Origin of the sequence: Laceyella tengchongensis, from assembly GCF_900182735.1 — a bacterium.
GTDB classification, from domain to species: domain Bacteria; phylum Bacillota; class Bacilli; order Thermoactinomycetales; family Thermoactinomycetaceae; genus Laceyella; species Laceyella tengchongensis.
Map to the genome: position 1 here is coordinate 471,775 of NZ_FXTU01000001.1, position 25,090 is coordinate 496,864.

Sequence of the window (25,090 nt, forward strand, 5' to 3'; positions counted from 1 at the left end):
CATGGCTCATAAACAAACAGACATCCCCCTGACCTATAGGGGGATGTCTATGTGTGTGGTGGCTTATGCGCGAAACCGTTCATTGGCCAGCGTGATTTTGCCCAATGCTTGTCCGCTAGCCAAGCGCTGGTGCGCCTGAGCGACATCGCGGAATGTGTAGGAAGTGCCATCGAGCAGAGGTTTCACCCGCCCTTGTTCCACCAAGGGGACGAGCTCGCGCAACACCTGTCCGTGCCGCTCCAATCCCTTTCCGGAGAGGAGGGGCAACATCAGAAAAATGACATGCAACGTAAGGCCCTTGTTATGAAGCGGGGTCAAGTCATGCGTCGATCGCGCGGCGATGGCTGCCACGGAACCGCCCGTTTTCACCGCGGCAAAGGAACGATCGAGATTGTCCCCGCCCACCGTGTCGAAAACCAAGTCAAAGCCGGCGCCGTCTGTGTATTTGTTGACATATTCGTCTACCGTTTCCTCGCGATAGTTGATGACTGCGTCAGCACCCAGTTCCTTGGCGATTTGGGCTTTCTCGGGAGTGGAGACAGTGGTGTGCACCACGGCTCCCGCCGCTTTGGCCAATTGCACGGCGACGTGGCCGACTCCACCCGTTCCGCCATGAACCAGGATGCGTTGGCCCGCTTGCAAGTTTAATCGGTCAAACAAAGCTTCCCATGCCGTGAGCGTCACCAAGGGCAAGGCGGCCGCTTCTTCAAATGAGAGGGAAGGCGGTTTTTTGGCGACGGAAGCGGCTGGGACGAGGAGATAGTCCGCCAGCGCTCCGTTTCGGGTACAGGCGTAGACTTCATCACCTACTTGCAGATGGGTGACGCCCTGCCCCACTTCTTCCACCACTCCTGCGACATCCCCATGCAGGATCGCGGGGAACGGCGGAGCCAGATGGGGCACTGCGCCCGCTCGGATTTTGGTGTCGATAGGGTTAACGCTGGTGGCGGCGACGCGAATCAGAACGGAATTCGGCGTGACAGTGGGCCGCGCCTGCGTCATTTCTTCAAAAACGTCCGGCCCACCAAAGCGTTGGATGACCATTGCGCGCAAAGAAGATCCCTCCTCCGTTTTTTTCAATATAGCACACATTTCGCCTCCAGCTTCATGCAATATGGTTTTATAGGTTCTACGGCGTGTCTGATGCATAGGCCAGCGACTCCAAAACCATTTTTCCGCCGCTTCTTCCCCACAAAAAATGCGCCGAACTCCATTAGGAGCCCGGCGTTGACCGTCGGAAGGTCATTTGGTGCTACAGGATTTACCGATGACACTGTACGGGCAGTCTGCCTTTTCAGCGACATACAAGACCGCCTCTTTGTTGCGGCTGGTTTCCCGCCCGATCACTTCATCTGGCGGGTAGAAGCCAGGATTGTAACTAGTTGGGTACATTTCAAAGGTGAAGGCGAAGATTTTGTGCTGTCCATAGGCCCAGTCGGTCATATCCCCATCGGTGATGTAGAGATCACTCGCTTGTTGTGGGGTGTATCCGTTGGTCTGAGCCATCGTGTTGGCCATGGTTTTGAATACATTGAAGTCGTCTTGCGTCATGTCGCTCGGGACATCGGTATAGGTGTAGCCGTAGGGATACAAAATCAATTCGCTGTAGGTGTGGAATGTAATCAGTGTTTTGATCTGCTGCTTGCCACCGACAACGCGGCTGTTGATGAAGTCACGCATGGCGGCGGTTTCCGGTGCGGAGAAGGCTGAGCGCCCGCGATAGGTTTCACTGGAAGGGCTACCGCTAGAGCCGCCGCAGCAGCCCCATTTGTAACCATAGTTGCGGTTGAGGTCGGTGCCTACATAGCTGGACCCGGAGTTGGGTTGACGGTTCTTGCGCCAAGATTTGTAACTGCCACTGGAGATGTCGTATTCTCCACCGTCGGGATTGATGTTAAACACAATATATATCTCGCGGTTGTTCACCAGATTGGTGATGCGAGAATCATGGTTGTAGTTTTGCGTGAACAAATCGAGGGTGTAAAGTGCCATTTCGACGGTGAGGTGTTCACGGGCATGATGGAGGGCAGTGTACAGCACTTCTGGCTCGTTTTCGTCTGTGCCGACATTGTCGCTGATTTTCACAGCCCACAGTTCGCGCCCTTCATAAGATTTGCCGATGCTAAACTTTTTGACGATGTTTGGGTAATTGGAAGCGACGGTGTTGATCTTGTTGACCATTTCGTTGTAGTTATGGTATCCGGAGTCGTAAGAGGGAAAATCTTGTGTGGTCACTGAGGTGTCTACAGTAGCGGTAAAGCCTTTTTGCTTGATCTGCTTGGCTTCGGCAGGTGTGGCCAGCACTTTGACGTAATCTTTGCCCACTTCTTCAATCGCCGCACCGGTTGAGGTGATCGCTGAACGCTGTTCTTTGGTGCTGACGCCGTCGATTTTATAGAGCTTGATGCCCAAATCGAAAATGGAAGGGTTTTCGATATTCTGGCTGAAACCGAGCGCGGGCACGCATGCGACGATCAACACAAGCACCAATGACAACGAAAGCCATTTTTTTCTCATGTTGATTCCTCCTGAAGTAATAAAGTGATGAACAAAAAGTTGAAAATTCACTCCTTTCCGGTGGGGAGTTGGTCGAACGGTTGTCATTTCTGGAATGGATGAATTGCGTGTTAAGGGGAATTTATTTGTGATATATTATTCTGAATATAAAATGAATTTCTATGTTATTTCTAAATAATCCTTCTTTAGAGTAAAAAATTATCCTTTTAATTAAGAGGTAAAACAGTTTGCAAATTGCTTCCTAAACGCAGATAAGGCAGGTACGGCTTGCGTCCTATCCGTCCAATCGGAAAGGTCAAGCGGTACCTGCCTTACTCTTCTGCTCAGTACTCAAAGGTTCATCAACCTCAATTCGTTTAAGTTTCATATGTTGAGAATCACTTTGGCAATGCTGAGATAAATAATCAAGCCAGTGCCATCAACCAACGTGGTGATCAGCGGTCCCGAGACGACAGCCGGGTCAATTTTGAGCCGGTGGAGAACCAAGGGCAAAATCGCGGAAACGATGGAAGACCATAAGACGATAAACAGTGCGGACAATGCCACCACATAGCCAATCGACGTTTCCACACCCATCATCGCGGCACGGATGAGGCCGATCACGCCGAGGGAAAGCCCCAAAAACAGGCCGGTCAACATCTCCTTACGCATCACCCGAAAAAGGTCGCCAAATTTGACTTCGCCGATGCCAAGAGCTCGAACCAGAGTGCTCACGATCTGAGAACCGGTGTTGCCGCCGGTGCCGATCAGCAATGGAATGAAAAACGAAAGGGCGACGACTTGATCCAATGTGCTTTGGTAACTCTCCAACACAGTCGCGGTATAAGCACCTCCGACAAACAGGATCATCAGCCAGACGATTCGTTTCTTGTACAAGCTGAAAATGGACGTTTTGAAATAGGGTTCATCCAAAGGTTGGCTACCGCCCAGCTTGTGGATGTCTTCGGTGGCTTCTTCATGAATGACATCTACCACGTCATCGTAAGTGATGATACCGATCAATCTCCGTTGGTGGTCAACGACAGGTAGGGCATAGAAGTTATAGCGTGACAAGATTTGGGCTACTTCTTCTTGCTCCATCTCGGCCGGCACGGAAATAAACTCCGTGGTGGCGATGTCGATGAGGTGCGTCTGTGGTGGGGCAAGGATGATTTCTTTTAAGGAGACGATGCCCATCAATTCCCCGCGTGTGCCAGTGACATAGATGTAAGAGACGATCTCCGCTTCGTGTCCGACTTTGCGGATATGGTTGATCGTGTGTTCTCCAGTCCAATAAGCACGGGCTGAAATGTAGTCGACCGTCATCAAGCTTCCGGCGGTGTACTCGGGGTAGCTCATCAAGTTGTTGATCTGTTCCCGATAATCGGCGGGAAGCAGGCGGAGCATTTTTTCCGCTTGCAACGGATGCACCGCAAGCAACATGTCTACTACCGTGTCACTGGACATCTGTTTCAACAGCGGCGAGGCGATGTCATCGGACAAGCGGTTCAAGAGGCTGTATTGCAATTCCGGCTCCAAGTATTCAATGGCTTCTGCGGCGTCCGTTAAGGGCAAGTGGGTAATCAATTCCAAGCGAGCCGCTTCATCCAACTCCCGCAACACTTCCGCAAGGTCGAAAGGTTGGAGCTGATCCAATAGATCGAGCAAGCGTTCCGTGTCTAGCGGGCTTTTGAGCGTTAGTTCAATTTCGCTTCTCAGCAGGGCATTGTTCATGCAGTCCCCCCCCTTTTTCAAACAATAAAAAAACCCACTCCATTAGGAAGAGGGGTGCAAGGCAAATAAGCCCATGGCAAAAATGAGCTTCACTTTGCTTATCTCCCTCATTGAGCTTTGGCACTGAACGGCATAGGCTAAGCCAGCTACGTTAGAAAAGACCTTCGTTCCGATCTTTCCTGCTGACCCATTGGTGTCTCTCGACATTTTTGGGCAGTAGCGTCTCTCCGATCAGGAGCCTCACCTAATAGAGATAAGAAAAAAGGATGTAGTTATTCAACGTAGTCAGTATAACTTCCGCGAAATCAAATTGTCAATTTATTTTATGACGGCGAAGGCAAATGTGTCCGTCGCGGATATGCGAGAGAAAGGGCGGTCGCTTGAATTTTAATAGAAAATTCTGTATAATTATATTGAACGACCGTACACCCCTCATCGTAGCACTTCCGGTTTTCCACCCACCTCCCTCTTTCCATCACATCGTCGGTTTACTCTAGAGCGTGTCTGATGAATAGGCCAGCGGCTCCAAAACCATTTTCTCATTCGCTTCACTTGTGCATCGGCTCTCCTCGAGAAAAGGTTTTTCCGCTGCTTCTTCCCTACCAACTTGATTCAGCAGACACGCCCTAGCAAGTGCATATACCAATCCTCACACCATTGCATTTAATAGATAAAAGCAAAGATAGAAACATATAGGGGAGGGTGCGCCGCCTTTAGATTCGTATTTTGCAATTGATGGGATGAACGGACATTGCCGACGTCTTGGATCGTAAGGCGGCTAAGACGATGATTGTTGGAAAGGGGATGAGCGTTGATGCAGGATAGAAAAGCATTGGAGCGGTCGATTGCTGAGATTACGGAGATCGCCAAAGGGTTTGGCTTGGACTTTTATCCCATGCGATATGAAATCTGTCCGGCAGACATTATCTATACATTTGGCGCGTATGGCATGCCGACCAGGTTTTCCCACTGGAGCTTCGGGAAAGCATTTCACAAGATGAAACTGCAATACGATTTAAACCTGAGTAAAATCTATGAGTTGGTGATTAACTCCAATCCGTGTTACGCGTTTTTGCTCAAAGGAAACAGCTTAGTTCAAAACAAGCTGATTGTGGCGCATGTACTGGCTCACTGCGACTTCTTTAAAAACAATTGCCGCTTTTCAAATACCTCGCGAGACATGGTGGAAAGCATGGCAGCGAGCGCGGAGCGGATTCGGTTTTATGAATTGAAATACGGCAAAGACGTGGTGGAAGATTTCTTGGATCATGTCTTAGCCATCCAAGAACACATCAATCCCAGCCTGCTCGATGCCAGACGGGGCCACCGGCGGTCGGAGCGAAAAACGGAGGCGGAGCCGAAACGTAAACCGCCCTCCCTGTATGAAGACTTGTGGAAGCTAGATCGCGACGTCCAACAGGAAACGCGTCCTCTCCCCCGCAAAAAGCGTTTTCCAGAGGAGCCGGAGAAGGATTTGCTGTTGTTCCTAATGCATCACAGTCGCATTTTGGAAGATTGGCAACAGGACATCATGACGATGCTACGGGAGGAGATGCTGTATTTTTGGCCACAGCTGGAGACCAAGATCATGAACGAGGGCTGGGCCTCATATTGGCACATCCGCATCATGCGGGAATTGGATTTGGATGAGGCGGAAACGATTGAATTCGCCAAGTTGAACGCTTCCGTCCTGATGCCGTCCAAAACGTCGATCAACCCGTATTACCTTGGTTTGAAAATGTTTGAGGACATCGAGAAGCGCTACAACCATCCGACGGAGGAAGAACAGCGGGAATTAGGCAGGGTGCCCGGCCAAGGGCGGGAAAAGCTGTTCGAAGTGCGGGAATTGGAGTCGGATATCTCCTTTTTGCGCAATTATTTGACCAAGGAACTGGTTGAAGAATTGGATTTATACGTGTATCAGCGGCAAGGAAACGAATGGACGATCACGGATAAAAACTGGGAGCATGTGCGGGATGAGTTGGTAATGAGCCGGATCAACGGGGGGCATCCGGTGATCGTGGTTCAGGATGGGGACTACCTTCAAAACGGGGAGTTGTATCTGGTGCACCGGTATGAAGGGGTTGAATTGGATTTGAAGTATCTCGAGAACACCTTGCCGCATGTTTATGCGTGCTGGGGGCGTTCCGTTCATTTGGAAACAGTGGTTGAAGGGCGAAAAGTGGTCTTTTGCTACAATGGAAAAAAATGCACGCGCAGGTTTGTGTGACAAGTGGGGCACCAGTGTAAAAACCAAGCGTGATCAAGCTCTGGAGGGAATCTCCAGGGCTTTTTCTTTTGCTTGTGGTTTTGAAAAGGAAATCATTGCATAATCCTAAAATTGTCTTTTGTGTTAACATGAGGTCGTTCGCAGGGTAACAGCCTGTCCAATTTAAATATGACAAGGGGGATTCGATGTTAACCAAAAAACATCTTACCAAAGTCACAGGCACACTTGCGGTAACGACCATGCTTTCGGTTGTGGTTCCGTTTAGTGCGTCTAATGTCGTCACAGAAACGGGAGAAAAAGGTTTTTGGCAAAATGTTTTAGTGAATATTGGCATTCAAAAAGCAAATGCCGCGAGCAACGAAACTCAGAATGTTCAAACTTTTGGTGACAAAATTATCCAGACTGGTCAAAAATATTTGGGCACTCCATATAAGTACGGGGCGCGTTCCGGTGACACCCGGTATTTTGACTGCTCTTCTTTTGTGCAACATGTGTTCAAACAAAACGGCGTCTCTTTGCCACGTTCATCCCGTCAGCAGGCAACGGTCGGCAAGAGTGTAGCTAAGTCCCAACTGCAAAAAGGGGATCTCCTCTTCTTTAAACTCCGTTCTTCTGGCGGAAAAATCGCCCATGTGGGTATTTACGCAGGTAACAACAAAGTGTTGCACACCTACGGTAAGGGTGGCGTGCGCTTTGATTCATTGTCCACTCCATGGTTGGAATGGGGTTTGGTTTCAGCGAAGCGTGTCGTACCAGCTGGCGTGGATCATACCAATGCGGGCAACCAAGCTGCGGACAAGCCCGGAACAAATCTAGAACAATCAAATGAAGATGCACAACGACTCGCACTCGCAGACAAAATCATTCAAACAGGGCATAAGTATTTGGGCACACCATACGAATTTGGTGCCAAAGCGGGACAAACCGCCACGTTTGATTGTTCTTCTTTTGTTCAATATGTGTACAAGCAGCACGGTATTTCCTTGCCACGTTCTTCCCGCCAACAGGCGACAGTCGGTCAAACGGTATCCAAATCCCAATTACAAAAAGGGGATCTGGTCTTCTTCACCCGTAAAGATACTGCGCCCAATGTGGGTCATGTAGCCATCTATGTCGGGGATGGCAAGATTCTCCACACCTACGGTAAAGGCGGCGTGCGCTACGACAGCCTGTCTACGGATTGGTTGGCAAAATCGTATGTTACCGCCAAACGCGTAATCAAATAAATCGGATAGCCAAACAGCCCTTTGCCATTTTACGGCAAAGGGCTGTTTTTTATTTCTTGCGGATCAAAGTTCCCACCACCCAGCCATAACGTGGGTTTTCCGGTCGGCCCTTTGAAGAGGTCGAAGGCGACCAACCCGCAACGGAAGCAAAGCTTTAAACTGGCAGTGTTGTCACAGGCGACACGAGTATAAAGTTTGCCTATTCGATCCAATGTGTGCCGCACTAAGGACTCGCCTACCCCTTGTTTTCGGAAGTCGGGATGTACGGCGATGATGGCTTCTTGCAGGCCGTAGTGCCCGATGGCGATAACCCCGGACAGTTTCCGTTGGTGTAGCGCTACCGCGAGAAAAGTGCCTTCTGGCTGAGCCGTCGTGTTTAGCTGTTTTAGCCACCGTAGCGCGCGATGAGTGATGCGCCCGTCGCCATAACGTTTCATAAAGTTTAACACGGCTGGCAGATTGGCCGCCAACTGCCGGGGGGTCAAGTTTCGGATGAGCATGTTTTCATGGCCTCCCCTGTCAATTGGTAACCACTCAAGTAAAGTGCGTATTCAAGTATGCGCAACAGCGAGAGTCGGCGGATGTCGGGTTCGTCGAATTTCATCGGTTTGGCGTTGGCTTCGAAAAACCAGAGGGTGCCGTTTTCTTCGATACCTAAATCGATTGACATTTCCCCTAAGGCGGAGGATTGTTTGGATTCGATGTATTTGGCCAGCTCCAAACCGGTTTTTTTGATTTTGCTCAATATCTCAGGGGCTTTTTCCTTAAAGGTATGCCCGATTACCCGATGCAGACTTTCAATGCGTCCTCCCATCGGGACATGAGTGGAGATCGACGTCGGTCCGGCGACCCGAACCCCGGCTCCGGTCATCCCCCACTCTCCCTGATTGTTTTTTTGCAACAACATGCGCACATCAAACGGCCGTCCTTCAAAAGTTGCCAAGGGGATCCCTTGTTGGATCAGATAGGGAAGTTGTTGTGTCAACTGCTGAACGGTTTGGTTCAATGCATCGACACTGGTAAATGTTTTTCGCATCTTCTCTTTTTTGTCTTGGTAAATGAGTTCAACCCCTTTTTTTATGCGGGATATGCGCATCATGCCGATCCCCGCTTTTCCGTCCACTTGTTTTAAGTACAAGCGGGGATATTTTTTTAGCAGTTCGTCAAGTTGTAAGTCGGGTGTCCACTTCAAGGTGTAGGGAACCAGCTTTTTTAATGTGTCTGACGCTGCAAGTTGCTGATGGAGGGTCCACTTGTCAAAAAAGTGGGGGTTAAACAAGTGGACGCCGGGCATACCGGAAATGGTTTCCATCGCCTTTTGCACGTCAGGGCTTTGTTCAGCGCGCCGGTTGGGCACCCGATTGTAAACTACGTTGGGAATGGGCAGTTTGGCCTGAATCCACTTCAACCCAGGGGCTGTGGGATCTAGCAGATAGCCGGTCACGGTGGTTTCCGTTCGGGAAGCCAACCCGCTTGGGGTCAAGACATAGACGGTGATTCCCATTTTGCGCCCGGTACGGATCAGGTCGGCAAAATTGGCGTGGTTTCCTTGGAATGGTTTGCCCCCGTCAGAGGTCAAGATGGCGATAAATGGGCCCAACGATTGCTTGCTTTGGTAAAGTCGCTCCAATTGCGCCCCTCCCCGGCTTTCGTCAACAGAGGAGGAGGGGGAAGGCTGATAGCTGAGCGTGGCGTCAAGCATGCCCGGAAAGACCGAAGACCTCTTTTTTTTCGATGTTGCAGTGGTGCGTTTGCGTTTGTGTTTGTGTGGGGGGTTCACGATACCTCCTCCTTTTTAGATGAAATTGGTCAGGTTCAGGCTGTATTCGGTGACCATTTTCGCCGAGCGGTGGCCGGCGTGCACTAAGCTGGGATGGTGGAAAATGTGGCGCCCCGGTTTGGAATTCACTTCAAACAGCCACACTCGGCCGCTTTTGTCGACGCCCATGTCCATGCCCAACTCCCCGAGCGGACCGTTTACGTGTTGTTCCAAAGTTTCTGCGATGGTGATGCTCGCTTGCTTAACCCCGGCTTCGACGGTTGGCGCATACTCGTGGAACACATCGCGTAGAATCTGGTCGGTAGGGATGATTTTCCCGCCGGTGCGCACATGCGTGGTCACGCTGCCTGGACCGGCCGCTTTGGAGCCGATGGCAACCACGGTCCATTCCCCAAACCGGTCTTTGTGCAGATGGACGCGAAAATCGACGGGTCGTTGGTCTTTGTGCTTAATCAGGCGAATTCCTTGTTGTACGATGTATTTTTGAAAGCGGGTCGGCTCTTTAGCAAAATAATGGTGCACCAATTTGTGCAAGGAACGGAACCGGTGCAGGACATTGCGGTCTCCCTCTCGGAAGCGGCAATAGTAGCCGAATTCGGGATCGTAGGTGATGCGAAAGATCCCTAAACCCAAGCTCCCGCCACTCGGCTTGAGGTACACCATTTGGTGCCGATCCAACATCTGTTTGATGGTGGAGATGGATGGGGACAGATACGTTTCAGGCACCAGGTTTGCGGTATGTGGATGACTGCTTAGCCACTGGTGAATTTTCCATTTGTTAAAGAAGCCCTGGTTGAAGATCGGGCAGTTGTATTCATTCTTGAACCGGTTCAGGCATGCTTGCACATAACCGCGCGCTTCGATGGTTCGGTTAGGTATCCGTTCATAGATGACATCGGGGAAGGGAGCCTTGATTTGTTTCCACTTGTTTCCGACGATATGCCAACCGTAGATGAGGCGGTTTTGCCAATCCACCAGATCAGGGGTGAATGCATAGATGATCGGATGTTCTTCCAACCCTGCCTTGATAAACTCTTTAAACAGGGGTGAACGCTTTCCAAAAGGTTGATCCGCGTTTCCTGAAAAACTGGTGGTAAAAATGCCGATCACAGGCCCCAGCTTGAGGGAGCGGTTTTCATATCGCGCGCGAAACTCATTTGAATAGGGGAGGGCCAAATATTTGGCGGTTTCCCTGGAAATCAAAATTTTTTCGCCCCGATGGGGAATGCGGCGCGCTTGGGTGATGATGGTGCGATTTCCTAATTCCACTTTGATGGACTGCCCGTTTGTACAACCCCATCGCTCCATGAGTGATTGGCTGAGGCCGATCGCTTGATTTAGCCCTTGGGTTGAGATTTTGACGTTGCACATGATTGAATTCATGGTGACCCTCCTACTGCTCGAGTAAAGCGCGTGCATAGCGGATGGGAAGTTGAACAGCTCGCTGGCGAAGTTGCAACTCGCCTGTTTTCAAAAAAATGGTGCGGCCCGGTTTGGAGTTTACTTCCAGAATCCAAATGCGGCCTAGCCGGTCGATACCGATGTCTAAGCCCAATTCGACCAATGTTCCGTGGTGGGCTTCAATCGTGTGTGGTACCGTCTCGCTGATCTGGTACAACTGTGCAAGAATAAAATCCATCTCTTGCTGTCCATAGTGGGTTTTCAAGAAACTTTGGATGTTTATCGCTTCTCCGCCACCGTGGAGGTTGGAAGTGATTGATTTCGGTTTGCCGGTGCGGACGGCCATGCCGGTGACTTCCCACTGCATATGTTCGTTTTTCTGAATCAAGATGCGAATGTCAAAGGGACGGCGATCGGAAGTGTATAAAGAAAGATAAGGCTGAACGATGTAACGGGACTGCCGGATGAAGGAGTCCAGCCAACTCGACAGTTCCCTATCGTTCTTGAAATAGCGGGACACAATCAGGTTCTGTTGGTCGCGGCCGCGCACCAGATATCCTTCCTGAGCGGGGATGATCGCGGCGACACCCCGGCCATGGCTTCCACCGTTGGGCTTCGTCACAGCCCCACGATATTTGGCGATACATTCGAACACATCCGCCGGAGATTGGTACAAACGGGTGGGAGGCAGGAAAGGATGAAGCTCCGGGTTTTGTTTCAGTATGTCGTATGTTTGCAATTTCCCTTTTAGCGGTGTGCCGAGCAAGCGGACCTTCGGGTCAGAGCACAGACGTTTGATATAAGGTTTATAAAAATGGTATTCTCGTAAATTGTGGTAATAGCAACGGTCGTATATCAAGTTGGGGAGCGGTCTGACCGTCTTGACCCATGTGTCGTCCAACCGGACGGTCCACCCAGTCGCGGTTCGTTCATCCCACCTGATGTCCGTCGGGACGAACACGAAAATATCCATCCCCCAATTGCGGGCCTCTTGCGCGAGTTGCATAAAATAAGGCGTTTCGTAAAACGGAGGCGTTTTCTTCACGCCCGTTTCCCGGCACACGATGATGCCTAACGTCTGTTTCATCATTAATGTTTCCTCCTTCGTGATGTCCAGTGGGGCGCATGTGAAGGAGGGGCATGTGCATGGCGCCGGTACAACACAAGATACTGCACATAATCGATCAGCCTGGCGACGGAAGGCCTTGTTTGCGAGGTGGGATTGATGACCGTGTCGTCCGTTTTGGAGGGTTTGGAGTTGATCTCAATTAGCCATATTTTCCCTTTGGTGTCGATACCGAGATCGATGCCCAATTCGGCGTAATGCCCGCCGACCCACTCTTCAAACGAGTGGATGATCGACAAGGCGGCGTGCTGAATGTCGTTGATGCTGGGCTTGGTGGTCAAAGGCAATTCATTCAGCAATTCGCCAGTCTTGCGAATGGTGCCGCCTCGCGCCAAGTTGGAAACGATGTGTTGGTCATTGGCGATGCGGCCGACAGAAGAGGTGATGCGCCATTTTCCCTGAATGTTTTTCTGCGCGAGGACGCGGAAGTCGACTTGCCGCCGTCCGAGTTTGACCAAGTTAAGTCCTTGTTGCATGATGTAAGGTTGTTTTCTTATTTTTTTGTCAAGGAGGTGGAGTAGTTCTTTTTTGGAAGGCACCGTTTTGGAAAGCGTGCCGTTGGGTGTCGCCGATTGGTAGAGCCATTGTCCGCCGCCGGATTGCTCCACGCGGATGATCCCCTGCCCCAGACTGCCATTGGTCGGTTTTAGGTAAACGACGGCATGGCGAGAAAGAAACTCTCTGCATTTGTCGGTGTGGTAGGTGTAGGTTTCTGGCAGGTACTGGTGCATGCGCTCGTCTTTGGACAGGATCTGGTACACTTCCAGTTTGTTGAGAAACCGTTCGTTGAAGATGGGGATGTGAAACTGGTGTTTCAAGCGAGCCAATTTGGCTTGAACGGATTCCTTTTCTTCGATCTTGCGTGAAGTGATGCGGTTGTAGATGACATCAGGCAGCGGGAGTGCGGCAGCCAGCCAACGGTTGTTTGCTTTAATCCACCCTTTGATTCCACGACGATCCGGATCGATCATGTCTGCCAACACAACGGCTACTCTGATTCCCTGGTTCAATGCGGCGGCATCGCATTCGTCCAGGAAACGGGTGATCGGACCGAACAATTCGTCGTTATCCGTTTGGGGGATTTTGCTGATTAAGATGCCGAACAACGGAGCGAGGCGCAAACGGAGAGAACGGGAGTCAAATTGCACAACCGTGTGTGGCTGCGCGGGCAGGAGCAATTTGTTGGCCAAATAACTGCTGATAAAGATAACCTTGTGGTTGGCGCGTCTCAGCCGACCGATAACACCCGTGGTGACGGAGCTGCCGAAAGAGACCCATAGCATGTCGGTGTGGATATTTAGTTTTTTAGCCAATTGATCGCTCATCATGATATTGATGTGTTCGGGAAACTGCTGATTGGGTAGTATCTGAATTTGAACTTTTGCCAGCCCCATGGTAATCCCCTTCCGCCTGAATTAACTAATGTATGGTATGTAGGCCAATATGCGGGAGTGAATAAAACAGGCTTGGCAACTCGTGTTTGTGCGTTTGGCGAATCACGGCTTGTCACTTGGCGCCATTGCGAAAATCGTGTTACGATGGGCAAGGGAGATGGAAACCCATGGTCAATCCATACGATGGTGCCCATCGGCTGGCGTGGACATGCCAAGCATCTTACATAAGATGTGAGCGGAGATGAAGACCGCGATCTGGAGGGACAAGAACCTACTGCAAAGCAACATGAGGAGATGCAGGCACTGGGCTTGGCGATTCAGGGAGTTCCGGCCTAGAGGGCATACCTCGAAACGGACCGGCGTTTCCAAATCTTCCTGTCGGATATCAAACGCAACATCATCGCACCGGTGCAAGAATTGTGGAAGAAGCGTAACAAGATTAGAGGAGGGGACGATGGCATGAAAGTAACATTTCACGGCCATTCATGCTTTGAAATCGAACATCGTGGCACACGTTTGTTGATCGATCCGTTTATCACTGGCAATCCACAGGCCAAAGTGAAGGCGGAGGAGCTCAACCCCGATTATATTCTCGTCACCCATGGCCACGGCGATCATGTGGGGGACACGGTGGCCATCGCCAAGCGCACCGGCGCTACCGTTATCGCTGCGCACGAACTGTCGGTGTGGCTGGGGAAACAGGGCGTCAAAGCGCATGGTATGGCTTTGGGCGGGGGGCACGCCTTTCCGTTTGGCCATGTGAAAATGGTGCTTGCCCTGCATGGTTCAGGATATGAAGCAGACGATCAAATCGTCTATATGGGACCCGCGGCCGGCTTCGTGCTTACCCTGGATGGCACCACTATCTATCATGCCGGAGACACCGCGCTCTTCTCCGACATGAAGCTGATTGGCCGCAAACCGATCGACCTGGCTATGCTACCCATCGGCGACAATTTCACCATGGGACCAGACGATGCCCTCTTGGCGGCGGAATGGCTCGGCGCCAAACGGGTAATTCCGATGCACTATAACACCTTCCCGCTGATCGAGCAAGATGGGGAGCACTTTATCAAGCAGCTCGCCGAGAAGGGAATCGAAGGCCATGCTCTCGCACCAGGTCAATCGTTTGAATTGTGACATATCTATTTGTAACTGTTCTGTAACGTGGTTGTAATGGTTTTCATCTAAAATGATTACAGGATGAAAACCCCCTTTGGTAGAGACGGCCCCGGAAACCGTCTCTTTTTTTTGTGCAAAATGGCTGGTAAAAGGCTGTGGTGTACAGGAAAGAAAGATGCGACATATAAATAAGCGGTTACCGCGTTTACGGGTAGCCGCTTTAATTTTAAACAACTATTGTTCTGTATCGTCGTCGCCGCCAACAGCTACAAAATAGTTAAACAACATATAAATCCCCCTCACTTCCGTTAAATGAATATTGCGGGTTGTTGTTTTATTGCCGCTTTAAGCTAATTGTTTTCCAAATATAGATTATCAAAATATTTCGACGTTATCAATGGTTACTTAGATTGCTTGTGTTATTTCTGCAAGTTCAACCGATCCTTTGGTCAAAAAGAGAAAAAGACATCCCCATCACTTTGAAAATGGCTTTTAAAAATTAGTTAGTCGTGTCGTCATCGTTTTCGTCGGTGAAAGTATAAACGCAATTAACGAATACCATAAAGTTCATCCTCACTTTGCAAATTTATTTCGTATTGCAAGTCTAACAACTATTTTACACAATATTAACACTATTCTTTTAAGCCCATTTTATTAAAGCATCGAACCACCCGCAATAAGGCTGTACAGAAGCGATGATGGAATAATCTTCTATGAGGGTGACCGCTTGATTATGTATAATGTATGTTATAAAAGTTAAAAGGGGATGAGCCATTGAAAAAGCCATTAGTTGACTTTGAAGCGTTTTTAATGGGTGTAAAACCTGCATTGTATGGTACTACTGCTTCACCAAATTACATGGCTAACTTCCATTTATTAGAACGCTACCCATGTGTTACAAAAGGGATAAGCCAGCATAATGACGCAGATTTTTTTCTGTTCTTTCAAACTGAATCAATGAAAAAGGACTTTTTAGAGAAACTTGCTAGAGTAGAACACCTTTCCCCTGAATTCCACGAGCTATTAGGCATAACACTTGGTTACCCACCGCTCGCAGTGAAAAATTTTGTAGAGTGTCGCCGATTAGAAGAAGTGGAAAAACGTATAAATGACTACAAAGAACTGCTTAGACATAAAGTATCATTCATTTATTCTGGTATTAGATGCGGCGGACACGTGAATGACATCGTAGAAAATAGCGTTTGGTTATGGGAACAGTACTACATTAAGGATGAGCCGTTTAAAATCGGAATGATTGAGGGAGACGTTATGAAGTATTATGAAGTCAAGCCGTATGACTTCGATGAGCTAGAACGAGTGAAGCAACGTAAATTGGAACTCATATCAAGAGCAAAAGAGGAAGCCACTCTATAAAAGCCCGTAAGCGGCTTTATTTTTTTGTTAGTAAACTGTCGGAAAGTTTACACAAAACATATTTAATTTTCGAATTTTAACTACATCAGTATTTCTGCTATTAGGGGTAGGGTACGGTAACCAAAACGAAACAACGGTGACGAAGCCGGCGCCTCAGGAAAAGGCGGAACCAGCCGTACATAAGCCGGAGGAATCCACGAAACCCACTGAAAAGAAACCGGAAGCACCTAAAACGAATAAAAATTGCGAGATGAAAGGCGAAGAGTTTATACAAAAGAGCAGGGAAGAACGTCAGGCAGTAATAACGGGTTGCTTGCTGGATTATCCGCAAAAAGAGAAAGTCGATGATGTACAAAAAGTGTTAGACAAGGCAAACAAGTATTTTACGAATAGCGAAGCGTGGGAAGCACCAGTAACCAAGTTTTTAGACGATTATGTGGCGTGGAAAACAAGTAAATAAAATTTGTGCAAAACGGCAACTAGACCGGGATTCGACCGATGGTTTGACAGGCATGAATGACGAGGAAGCGTATGCGTTACTGGTTAAGGCAAGGGAAATAAATACGGGGTGTAACGACCGAATATGGAACAGACAGAAACTGTAATAATTTAGCGGGCTTTGACGTGTTGATACCTATAGAAAGGACGTCACACGGCCCCGGAAACCGTCTCTTTTTTTTGTGCAAAAATGGCTGGTAAAAGGCTGTGGCGTACAGGAAAGAAAGATGCGACATATAAATAAGCGGCTACCGCGTTTACGGGTAGCCGCTTTAATTATTGTTCTGTATCGTTGTATTTACCAACAAAAGGTTGTAAAACGTACAGCCTAAAGCAAGTAATAAAGAAAAACGGCTACACAAAGAAGCCGTTTTTGATTGATTTTAGAAAATTTAATTTATTGGTGGTGTTAATTAGCGGTCAGTGTCCCCGTCATCTTCACCATTAAGAAGATATAAATTAAACAACTTCATAAAACCAGTCCTCTCTATTAAATGAATATTGAAGGTTGTGAAGTTCCCTAACCGTCTTAATCCAATCGCTTTCTAGACCCATGTTATCAAAAATTTTAGATAGTAGCAATAATGACTTAGATTGTGTTTCTTTGTCTTGTGTTATTTCTGCAAGTTCAACTGATTCTTTTAGGTGCAAAATAGCATTTTTATATTTTCCTTGATTAAAAAAAATACAACCTGCGACATAAAGAACTTTTGGAAGACGGTTTTTTTGTGAAACTTCGCGCGAAAGGTTAAGAGCAGTATTAATGAATTCTTCAGCTTTTTCATGCTCTTCTAATTCAGAATACAAAGTAGCTGAACGGCTTAACGCGTCTATTTGGCATTTCGCAAAGGTTTTACTGTCATCATGCATTAGTACAGTTTCAAATTGAAGTATAGCTTTTTCGTATTGTTTTTGTAATAAATATACGCTTCCTAATACATTAAGCAGATCTAGATATCGTCTTGTAACCCTGTTTCTACGGGCTAATTTAATACCTTCTTTGCAAATATTAACAGCTTCGTCATAACGTTTTATTTTTTGTAGAATGAGCGCGTGATAACGGTAAAGGTTCAATACAACATGTGTATTGTTAATTTGCGATATTGATTCCCATAATTCATTTAAAACTTGCTTAGCGGCGTCGAATTGGCGAAGGGTCAATAAGTAAAGTACTTTGTTACTTTTTAGTGGATAATAAACATCATTCCCGTCCTCATTCTCGTTATATGCTTGTAATCCTTTTTCTGTGTAGTCCATTGCTTTATCTAATTGGTACTGAACGTAATTGCAAATACCTAGCTCGTTGAAACAGGTGGCAACAATGTTTCCGCGCGCTGGTAAATTATACTGTCTGTGAAGTCTAATTGCTAATTTATAATGTTTCTCAGCACGGCTATAATCTCCCTTTCCGTGACAAATTCGACCTTCCAAGTATGCGTGGTAAGGTGCCAATGGATGGAAACGCTCCATTTTTACTTTTTTAAGGAGTGTTTCGGCTTCTTTATATCTTTTGTTATTAAGAAGAGACTCCACCGCTTCAAGTTTATAGTTTAATATTTCTATCTTTTCTTCCTCAAGTTTGATCAAGTGTTTAAGTCTTAATTTAGTTAAACCAAGTTTCTTTAAGTACCTTTCAACTAAAGCATTGTCCACTTTTATAGTTCCTCTTTCAATATTGGAGATAGTGCCGTAGGACATGGTTTTGTCAGCAACATCTTCTTGCCGTAATCCTAATTCCTTTCTTGTTTTACGTATTACATACCGCAATACAAAAGACTCCATAGTTGACATCTCTAAACTCTCCTTTTATTTTGTATAATTTCATGATTTATCAAGATGTTTTATTAGGGTGTTGGTTTATTTAAAGAATGGATATTTAAATGCGATTAGATTAGCAGTAAAAATAATGATAAATAAGCATAATATGCATATGATTGCAATGGTTTAAAGAAAATAACTTAAATAAAATTTGTATTGAGTGACTATATTGAATTATATTACAATTTAACCATAAAACACAATGCAGTTACTTGGAGGGTTGATATGAGAGCTGTTACTGTCGGTAACGTTGCGGTAGACAATCGGGTAACACCTGTACATTTGCTGACGAAAAACGGGCAGAAAATCACAATTCACATGATTCATTTAGTGGTAGAGGAGCTGGAAGATGGAAAGCGGGTATTATCGGGGCGTTGCTTTGATATTTTCGGTTGACCAAATAAAAAAGAGCCATGTAGTTAACACACGGCTCAAAAGAAAACAAATAACAAAAACAGTATACCATGCTAATGGCAACGCTGTCTAAAGGAAGGAAACGGCGCATTTTAGCAAAGACAACAGAGATTAGCGGTTTCTGATAAATGGAGTAGCGGCTCCAAAGCCGTTTTCTCTTTCGCTTCACTTGTGTATTGGTGCTTATCAGGAAAAGGTTTTTCTTCAGATCTATTAACGATCAGATGGAGTTGTTTTTAGAAAGTGTTTGCTTTCAGATCAGTATGTGGCGTATAGCTGAAATTCGTGGTGAAAGTAACTGGATTTAATTCGGAATAAAGAGAAAATAGAGGTGTTTTGTATGCACGGTACTAATGGAAAGGTTACGGTGGTTGTCGGGTTTGGTGCAACTGGCGTGTTGTACATTCCACTTCAAGCGGATTATACAGCGATAAAGGAGAATCAAGCGCCTGCGAATACAGCGTTGGAAATGACGTGTATTAACGGTGTTTGGCAGTACGAGCAGTAAGGTGGCTTCTGGAAAGGGAGTGATAGCGAAAGAGTCCTTACCTTATAAGAAAATGGGGGTGAAATGGATGGCACCTTTTTGGACAGAAAGTAAAGATGGCCCAGAAGAATATCAATGCGACGAGTGTAAAAGATGGGAGGCTGGTAGACCGGAATACTGGTATGAGGATAAAGTTTTTTGTTCAAGTTCCTGTCTGAGTAATTATCGGTACAGAGAAATAAGCGGCTATAATGACGAAGGTTCGTTTTGGTAAAAACCTGTATAGCCAAGCCACCTTTTTTGTGCTAACATTTCGATAAACAAAAAGGAGGGACGTAGGCCAATGAAGCGCATCAATAACGTTTTAACTAAAAACAAGTTTAGCACTAAATTAATTGATAAGCGGGTTGAAGCTATAACGAAACATCCATATGTGGTTAAGTTTTTAATAGAAAACGAGGGTGAAATTTCTCAATCACAGCTCAGACCCTTTTTGTCCAAATTAAATCAGTACATTCGTGAGCTAGACAATTGTAATGAGTGCCCTGGTCTTGAACAGTGTCCTAACTTGATGCGTGGCCATTACCCGTCCCTTAAAGCATATATGGGAAACATTGATATTACTATGAATCAATGTGTGAAATTGAAAAACGATTATGCTGAACAAAATAGAAAAACACTCATTCAATGCCATGCTATACCGAAAGATGTACAAACAGCTACTTTTAATACAATAGAAATGGATAACCATCGACTGAAAGCAATTGACCTTGCCATTACATTCTGTAATGAACTGATTATGGGGAGCAAACTAGGTGGGCTATATCTGCACGGGGCATTTGGTGTAGGGAAAAGTCACATTGCTGGAGCTATTGCTAATACGTTGGCTGATGGCGACATACCTGTTCTCATGGTGCATACCCCGTCTCTCGTTAACGAAATGCGGGACGCAATTGCAGAAGCTATGCGAGGAAACAAACTAAGTGCGACAGTTAGCAAAAAACTAGAGTTATTAAGCTCTACACCTGTACTAATATTAGACGACATCGGCACTGAAACGTATTCTAGTTGGATACGAGATAATGTGTTTGGCGTGATTTTGCAAAATCGCGTTTCAAAACAACTACCTACTATTTACACTTCTAATCTAACCCTAGATGAATTGGAGCAGGCATTATCGTGGATTAGCCATAAAGGGCAAACATATGAGGATAAAGTAGGCGCTAGAAGGATAATGGAACGTATTCGTCCTTATGTGATTCCGGTGGAAGTGGGCGGAAGAAATCGTAGATATGACAAGAAATAAAAAGCGTCCATTGACACTGCCATCAGGCAGTAATTTTTTTCTCTATGTACGTCGGAAAGTTCTTACAAAACATATTTCATACCGAAGATAATTCAATGGGACAGTCTGCTAATTAGCAGGCTGTTCCTTGTTATTTAGCGTATACTTTATACCGTGAAAGAGGGGGCATATGGTGAAAAAGCCACTAGTCGATTATCAAACGTTTCTGATAGGACGTAAACCGGCATTGTATGGAAACACAGGTAGTCCGACATTCATGAAAAATCTTCATTTGTTTGAGCATTACCCATGTGTTACGGAAAACATCGATATATTTGACGGTGAGGATTTCTACTTGTTTTTTCAGAATGAAGAGTTGAAAGAGACGTTTTTATCTAAGTTACGCGATGTTAAACCACGTTCACCCGAATTTCATCGATTATTAGGTGTTACGCTTGGTTATCCTCCCCTGGCTGCACAATTCTTTGCGGAATGCCACCGATTGGAAGAGGAAAAGCACATAGACGAGTATGAGCGGTTGTTTAAACAAAAGGTATTCTTTTACTACTCCGGGATCCGATGTAATGGACATGTCAATGACTTAGTAGAAAATAGCGTTTGGTTATGGGAACGGTACTACATCGAGGATGAACCGTTTAAAGTCGGAATGATTGAGGATAACATTGTGAGGCTTTATGAAGTTAAGCCGTATGACTTCGATGAGCTGGAGCGAGTGAAGCAACGGAAACTAGATCTCATAACAAAAAAGGAAACCACTTTATAAAAGCCCGAATGCGGCTTTATTTTTTTTGGAGTGCTATTTATTCTTCTATAAATAGTTCGTCTATGCTTTTTAAACTTAAACCTAATGCTCGCTTAATCGCGAAAAGATAATTTATATTGTAGTTCGTTACGCCGGATTTACCGTAAACGGATAGTATTTATTGCGGAATACCGGTTTGTAATGATCATTTTGTTTGCATCCAACCCATTTTTTTAAGTGGATTATTTAAGGTGCATTTCATGACTTGGTGTGTCTGTAGTCATTGTTAACCCTCCAACTTTGAATTATCCCTTAAACTAATTGTTTACAAGATTATGAAAAAATATATCGATATACGATTTCGGATAACCTATAATAATAATATACAGAAAATAGTAAAAAATATTCGCGCTACCGAATTTGCCGACTTCAAAAAAAGGAGGTACACCGGTATGGCTAAAAAATGCCCGAGATGCTATGAAGGCGAATTGACCAAAACGAGAGACGGCTACTTGGTTTGCGATAATTGCGATTACGAAGAGTACGACGGTTAAGTTTTAATAGACTCCCGCAAATGCGGGAGTCTTATTTTTTGACACAAGGAATTAACGATATAATATTGAATATGTATTAACACCAATGCCATACGATGAAGGAGCGAACAAATTGCGAACAGTTGACGCTTTCTTAAAAGGGTACAAGCCAGCGTTTTTAGAAATCCCGCACACCAAATTCACAACAGAAAAATTAGATTTACTACTGGTGAAATACCCTTACGTAGATGAAAAAGCGTATGACCTGCTAAATGGGAACGCATTTTATCTGTTTTTTCAAAATCAATCGGTTTACGCACGGTTTCAAACGGAAATAGAACATATCGCGTTTACGAAGGGAGAAATAGACAGGCTTTTAGGTGATATTCTGGGCTTTCCGCCTAAAGCAATTGATTTCTACGTTCGGATGATGACGGAAAAAAGAAACGGCAACATAGACGCATTTCAACGGATGAAAAACAGGAAAATCGGTATGATTTATTGTGGTTGCAGTTTCGGTTCAGACGTAAACGATTTCGTAGAAAACGCGCTTTGGCTGTTAGAAAAGTATCCGTACGAAGAAGCGAAAAAAGATGGCATGTTTGTACGTATTGGTTTAGAATCGCGCTTGTCGGTTCCCATCGGTAGTTACCGTGAATTGACAGAGTTTCACGAATACATAATGCAACAAAGCAGCGTGGTGCCGGTATAAATCAATCAATTCGGTAAACTGTCTAAATGACAGTTATTTTTTTGTCAGTAGACCGTCGGAAAGTTCACACAAAATTTATAAGGACGCCGCACGACCTCAGAAACCGTCTCTTTTTTTGTGCACAATGGCTGTTTGATGGCTATGGCGCACAGGAAAGGAAGATCCAAGCGTCTACTGAGTTTACGGGTATCGGCTTCAGTTTAAGCAACAATTGTTTTGTGTCTTTGTCTCCATCAAAGAAATAATGATAGATGGTTCAGAAGAAATATCAGTGCGGAGAGTGTAATAGATAGGAGGTTGGTAGACGGGAATAGTGGTATGAGGATAAAGTTTTTTGTTCAAGTTCCAGTCTGAATAATTACCGGTACAGAAAAATAAGCGGTTAAAATGGAGAAGGTAGTTGACTTTGTAAAAACCTGTATAGCCAAGCCACCCTTTTTGTGACGGTGGTTGTTGGATTTGCCACTTATAGGTAGTCGCCGTTATTAATGTATACTTTAATTAAGTGCATGAAAGGGGTACATGTAATGAAAAAACCGTTACGCGATTACGAAGCGTTCTTAATGGGATTAAAACCGGCACTATTTGATAGTTCTAATTGTGTTACATTTCAAAAAGTATCTCACCTGTACAAACACTACCCATGTGTCACGGAAGGTATTCATTTACACGAAGAAGCTGATTTTTTCCTTTTCTTTCAAACTGAACAAATGAAAGAAGAATTTTTAATGAAGCTGGCTACTGTAAACCATCTTTCACCGGAATTCCACGAGTTATTAGGTATTACTCTAGGTTACCCACCACTAGCGGCAAAATATTTTGCTGAGTGTCGCCGATTAGAAGAAGTGGAAAAGCGCATAAACGAATACGAGGAACTGTTTAAACGCAAAGTATCTTTCGTTTACTCCGGGATCCGATGTAATGGACATGTCAATGACTTAGTTGAAAATAGCGTTTGGATATGGGAACGGTACTACATCGAGGATGAACCGTTTAAAATCGGAATGATTGAGGATAACATTGTGAGGTTTTATGAAGTTAAGCCATATGACTTCGATGAGCTGGAGCGAGTGAAGCAACGGAAACTAGACCTGATCACAAAAGAACAAATGTAGGAATGAGTAAGCACGATGTGCTTCATTTTTTTGGCATGTGGTAGCTAATAGCTCTAAAAAAGTGGTTTACGTTGTAGTGAGTTACGCTAGAATTCTCTTAACCTGATAGGATAGATGGTGAGTTGGAATGGGGCAAAGACTTAGGTTGAATGATAGATTTATGCAACTTAGAAGAAAACCTCAACGGATAGATATCGGAGGAGGTAAAATGCGGCAAATGTTCGCTGATGCTTCCTCGTTGCTTTTGTGATAAGATAAGTCTTGCTTATCATCTGGATAAATCAATGACATCGTGAGTCTGTTTATACATTTCATGTAGGATAATCGGGAACGAGGGGAGGAAGCTGAGCGTTGAAAAAGGCAGGCAACGTGATTTCCTCAAAGATGAAAGAGCGGATCGACCCAAGCAAAATAGAAAAGCAATTAAGCACGCTACTGAAACATCCGCTGGTGGTTAAGTATATGGTTGAAAATGATGTTCCCCAGTCATCTTTAAAAAACTCCTATTCCCAGCTTAGCCAATTTGTACAGGAAAATGAGAATTGCAAGCATTGCTTCAGTCTGAACGCATGCCCGAACTTGATCAAAGGGCACTATCCTTCCTTGCGGGAGTACGGAGGATATGTGGAATTGGCCATGCATGAGTGTAGCAAATTGAAGGCCAAGAAAGAGGAAGAATGGCGCAAGAGTTTGATCCAATGCCATGACATCTCTTTGGATGTGCAGAAAGCGACATTTGAAGCGATCGAATTGGACAATGGCCGAGCCAAGGCGCTTGACGTGGCGTTGGAGTTCTGTTTGAAAGTGGCCAATGGGCAACCCACCAAAGGGATTTACTTGTGGGGACCGTTTGGGACGGGCAAAAGTTACATCGCTAGTGCCATATTAAACACCCTTGCCGAACACGGCATTTCGTCGCTGATGGTGCACATGTCCGCGCTCGCTTCGGAGATGAGGGACGCGGTCGCCAATAATAAAGCTTCAGTTAACAGCAAGCTTGAAGCGTTGAGCAGTGTGCCCATTTTGGTCATGGATGATATCGGCGTGGAAAATTTGACCCCTTGGTTGAGGGATGGAGTGCTGTCGGTGGTGCTTCACAGCAGAGCATCCAATCAGCTTCCCACGATCTACACATCTAATCTCACATTGGACGAGCTGGAGGAGTGGCTTTGCTACACCCAGGTAAACGGATATGACCAGCATGAACCGTTGAAAGGGAAACGGATCATGGAAAGAATCCGGCCGTATGTGATTCCGGTTGAGGTAAAAGGGAGAAATAGAAGGTATTCTTGATGACCAATATCTGAATGATATTGGTTTTTTATTAAGCGATTTCGGTTGGTAATTGACAGAATAATAAAAACGGAATTCAGGGAGGGGATCGCTTAGCAATGCGAAAAATTAGACTTGCCCGCATTCGCGAAATCGACCGGTTGAAGCAGCTTGCCATTTACCTGAAAAAGGATTTGTGAATATGTTTTGAGCATGGCGGATTCCATGACAAAAATGAGCCGATTCTTGTTACAATGAGAAAATGACATCGAGGTAATGGGGGATGAATCACGAGCAAAATCAATTGTAA

Annotated in this window: 21 protein-coding genes and 1 riboswitch; of the genes, 12 read left to right on the forward strand and 9 right to left on the reverse strand. The window is 45.9% G+C overall.

All coding sequences use genetic code 11. From position 1 onward, the window contains the following. Nucleotides 1-63: 63 nt before the first annotated feature. The 3 genes from QQZ12_RS02295 to mgtE all read right to left on the reverse strand — a co-directional run bounded on the left by QQZ12_RS02295 (nt 64) and on the right by mgtE (nt 4,230). Nucleotides 64-1,053 carry a zinc-dependent alcohol dehydrogenase family protein gene (locus tag QQZ12_RS02295; RefSeq protein ID WP_154987666.1) on the reverse strand — a complete coding sequence of 330 codons (990 nt, stop codon included), beginning with the start codon at nt 1,051-1,053 and terminating at the stop codon, nt 64-66. Between the two features lie 189 nt (nt 1,054-1,242). Further along, on the reverse strand, nt 1,243-2,517 hold the full coding sequence (locus QQZ12_RS02300; RefSeq protein WP_284723907.1) for a M14 family metallopeptidase: 1,275 nt from the start codon (nt 2,515-2,517) through the stop codon (nt 1,243-1,245). A gap of 363 nt (nt 2,518-2,880) precedes the next feature. After that, nucleotides 2,881-4,230, reverse strand: coding sequence for a magnesium transporter (gene mgtE, locus QQZ12_RS02305; RefSeq protein ID WP_102991838.1), 1,350 nt, complete (start codon nt 4,228-4,230; stop codon nt 2,881-2,883). Between the two features lie 96 nt (nt 4,231-4,326). Continuing rightward, nucleotides 4,327-4,489, reverse strand: a riboswitch (M-box (ykoK) riboswitch). Between the two features lie 555 nt (nt 4,490-5,044). Here mgtE and QQZ12_RS02310 point away from each other — a divergent pair. Next, nucleotides 5,045-6,460, forward strand: a complete 1,416-nt coding sequence (locus tag QQZ12_RS02310) for a SpoVR family protein (RefSeq protein ID WP_054096094.1) — start codon at nt 5,045-5,047, stop codon at nt 6,458-6,460. Nucleotides 6,461-6,645: 185 nt separating this feature from the next. Further along, nucleotides 6,646-7,686 carry a C40 family peptidase gene (locus QQZ12_RS02315; RefSeq protein ID WP_284723908.1) on the forward strand — a complete coding sequence of 347 codons (1,041 nt, stop codon included), beginning with the start codon at nt 6,646-6,648 and terminating at the stop codon, nt 7,684-7,686. 29 nt (nt 7,687-7,715) lie between these two features. On the opposite strand, the gene QQZ12_RS02320 is transcribed toward QQZ12_RS02315, so the two are convergent. From QQZ12_RS02320 to QQZ12_RS02340, 5 genes are read right to left on the reverse strand one after another with little or no spacing between them, the layout of a single operon-like run. Continuing rightward, nucleotides 7,716-8,186 (reverse strand): GNAT family N-acetyltransferase, encoded by a 471-nt coding sequence (locus QQZ12_RS02320; RefSeq protein WP_154987965.1) that lies wholly within the window; start codon nt 8,184-8,186, stop codon nt 7,716-7,718. Beyond that, nucleotides 8,168-9,466 carry a YheC/YheD family endospore coat-associated protein gene (locus QQZ12_RS02325; protein WP_284723909.1) on the reverse strand — a complete coding sequence of 433 codons (1,299 nt, stop codon included), beginning with the start codon at nt 9,464-9,466 and terminating at the stop codon, nt 8,168-8,170. Before QQZ12_RS02325 ends, QQZ12_RS02320 begins: the two co-directional genes overlap by 19 nt. A 15-nt stretch (nt 9,467-9,481) precedes the next feature. Further along, nucleotides 9,482-10,849: a YheC/YheD family endospore coat-associated protein gene (locus QQZ12_RS02330; protein ID WP_181353093.1), complete on the reverse strand. Its 1,368-nt coding sequence runs from the start codon at nt 10,847-10,849 to the stop codon at nt 9,482-9,484. 10 nt (nt 10,850-10,859) lie between these two features. Beyond that, nucleotides 10,860-11,957: a YheC/YheD family endospore coat-associated protein gene (locus QQZ12_RS02335; protein ID WP_284723910.1), complete on the reverse strand. Its 1,098-nt coding sequence runs from the start codon at nt 11,955-11,957 to the stop codon at nt 10,860-10,862. After that, a complete protein-coding gene (locus QQZ12_RS02340; protein ID WP_102991843.1) occupies nt 11,957-13,387 on the reverse strand; it encodes a YheC/YheD family endospore coat-associated protein in 1,431 nt (476 codons plus the stop codon). Before QQZ12_RS02340 ends, QQZ12_RS02335 begins: the two co-directional genes overlap by 1 nt. 459 nt (nt 13,388-13,846) lie before the next feature. Between QQZ12_RS02340 and QQZ12_RS02345 the strand changes: the two genes are divergently transcribed. The 3 genes from QQZ12_RS02345 to QQZ12_RS02355 all read left to right on the forward strand — a co-directional run bounded on the left by QQZ12_RS02345 (nt 13,847) and on the right by QQZ12_RS02355 (nt 16,343). Next, nucleotides 13,847-14,527 carry a metal-dependent hydrolase gene (locus tag QQZ12_RS02345; RefSeq protein WP_284723911.1) on the forward strand — a complete coding sequence of 227 codons (681 nt, stop codon included), beginning with the start codon at nt 13,847-13,849 and terminating at the stop codon, nt 14,525-14,527. A 756-nt stretch (nt 14,528-15,283) separates the two neighbouring features. Further along, a complete protein-coding gene (locus QQZ12_RS02350; protein WP_154986927.1) occupies nt 15,284-15,883 on the forward strand; it encodes a hypothetical protein in 600 nt (199 codons plus the stop codon). A gap of 136 nt (nt 15,884-16,019) precedes the next feature. Next, complete coding sequence (locus tag QQZ12_RS02355) at nt 16,020-16,343, forward strand: hypothetical protein (protein WP_154986926.1); 324 nt, start codon at nt 16,020-16,022, stop codon at nt 16,341-16,343. A gap of 497 nt (nt 16,344-16,840) precedes the next feature. Here the strand turns inward: QQZ12_RS02355 and QQZ12_RS02360 are convergent, their stop codons facing one another. After that, nucleotides 16,841-18,172 carry a helix-turn-helix domain-containing protein gene (locus tag QQZ12_RS02360; RefSeq protein WP_102991845.1) on the reverse strand — a complete coding sequence of 444 codons (1,332 nt, stop codon included), beginning with the start codon at nt 18,170-18,172 and terminating at the stop codon, nt 16,841-16,843. Nucleotides 18,173-18,424: 252 nt separating this feature from the next. Between QQZ12_RS02360 and QQZ12_RS02365 the strand changes: the two genes are divergently transcribed. The 7 genes from QQZ12_RS02365 (at nt 18,425) to dnaI (QQZ12_RS02395) (ending at nt 24,801) form a co-directional block, all read left to right on the forward strand. After that, nucleotides 18,425-18,595, forward strand: coding sequence for a hypothetical protein (locus QQZ12_RS02365; protein ID WP_154986925.1), 171 nt, complete (start codon nt 18,425-18,427; stop codon nt 18,593-18,595). A gap of 358 nt (nt 18,596-18,953) precedes the next feature. After that, on the forward strand, nt 18,954-19,121 hold the full coding sequence (locus QQZ12_RS02370; RefSeq protein WP_154986924.1) for a hypothetical protein: 168 nt from the start codon (nt 18,954-18,956) through the stop codon (nt 19,119-19,121). 322 nt (nt 19,122-19,443) lie between these two features. Continuing rightward, nucleotides 19,444-20,406, forward strand: coding sequence for a primosomal protein DnaI (gene dnaI / locus QQZ12_RS02375; protein WP_102991846.1), 963 nt, complete (start codon nt 19,444-19,446; stop codon nt 20,404-20,406). Between the two features lie 172 nt (nt 20,407-20,578). Beyond that, complete coding sequence (locus QQZ12_RS02380) at nt 20,579-21,169, forward strand: hypothetical protein (protein WP_284723912.1); 591 nt, start codon at nt 20,579-20,581, stop codon at nt 21,167-21,169. A gap of 645 nt (nt 21,170-21,814) precedes the next feature. After that, on the forward strand, nt 21,815-22,393 hold the full coding sequence (locus QQZ12_RS02385) for a hypothetical protein (RefSeq protein ID WP_154986922.1): 579 nt from the start codon (nt 21,815-21,817) through the stop codon (nt 22,391-22,393). Between the two features lie 527 nt (nt 22,394-22,920). Beyond that, complete coding sequence (locus tag QQZ12_RS02390) at nt 22,921-23,508, forward strand: hypothetical protein (protein ID WP_102991849.1); 588 nt, start codon at nt 22,921-22,923, stop codon at nt 23,506-23,508. 351 nt (nt 23,509-23,859) lie between these two features. Next, a complete protein-coding gene (gene dnaI / locus QQZ12_RS02395; protein ID WP_102991850.1) occupies nt 23,860-24,801 on the forward strand; it encodes a primosomal protein DnaI in 942 nt (313 codons plus the stop codon). Nucleotides 24,802-25,090: the final 289 nt, after the last annotated feature.

Excerpts from the sequence above, each read along its gene's own strand:
- QQZ12_RS02320 (WP_154987965.1), bottom strand. The coding sequence starts at position 8,186 with ATGCTCATCCGAAACTTGACCCCCCGGCAGTTGGCGGCCAATCTGCCA.
- QQZ12_RS02360 (WP_102991845.1), bottom strand. The coding sequence starts at position 18,172 with ATGTCAACTATGGAGTCTTTTGTATTGCGGTATGTAATACGTAAAACA.
- QQZ12_RS02365 (WP_154986925.1), top strand. The coding sequence starts at position 18,425 with ATGAGAGCTGTTACTGTCGGTAACGTTGCGGTAGACAATCGGGTAACA.
- QQZ12_RS02310 (WP_054096094.1), top strand. The coding sequence starts at position 5,045 with ATGCAGGATAGAAAAGCATTGGAGCGGTCGATTGCTGAGATTACGGAG.
- QQZ12_RS02390 (WP_102991849.1), top strand. The coding sequence starts at position 22,921 with ATGAAAAAACCGTTACGCGATTACGAAGCGTTCTTAATGGGATTAAAA.
- QQZ12_RS02330 (WP_181353093.1), bottom strand. The coding sequence starts at position 10,849 with ATGAATTCAATCATGTGCAACGTCAAAATCTCAACCCAAGGGCTAAAT.
- mgtE (WP_102991838.1), bottom strand. The coding sequence starts at position 4,230 with ATGAACAATGCCCTGCTGAGAAGCGAAATTGAACTAACGCTCAAAAGC.
- dnaI (WP_102991846.1), top strand. The coding sequence starts at position 19,444 with ATGAAGCGCATCAATAACGTTTTAACTAAAAACAAGTTTAGCACTAAA.
- QQZ12_RS02300 (WP_284723907.1), bottom strand. The coding sequence starts at position 2,517 with ATGAGAAAAAAATGGCTTTCGTTGTCATTGGTGCTTGTGTTGATCGTC.
- QQZ12_RS02335 (WP_284723910.1), bottom strand. The coding sequence starts at position 11,957 with ATGATGAAACAGACGTTAGGCATCATCGTGTGCCGGGAAACGGGCGTG.
- QQZ12_RS02340 (WP_102991843.1), bottom strand. The coding sequence starts at position 13,387 with ATGGGGCTGGCAAAAGTTCAAATTCAGATACTACCCAATCAGCAGTTT.
- QQZ12_RS02315 (WP_284723908.1), top strand. The coding sequence starts at position 6,646 with ATGTTAACCAAAAAACATCTTACCAAAGTCACAGGCACACTTGCGGTA.
- QQZ12_RS02345 (WP_284723911.1), top strand. The coding sequence starts at position 13,847 with ATGAAAGTAACATTTCACGGCCATTCATGCTTTGAAATCGAACATCGT.
- QQZ12_RS02370 (WP_154986924.1), top strand. The coding sequence starts at position 18,954 with ATGCACGGTACTAATGGAAAGGTTACGGTGGTTGTCGGGTTTGGTGCA.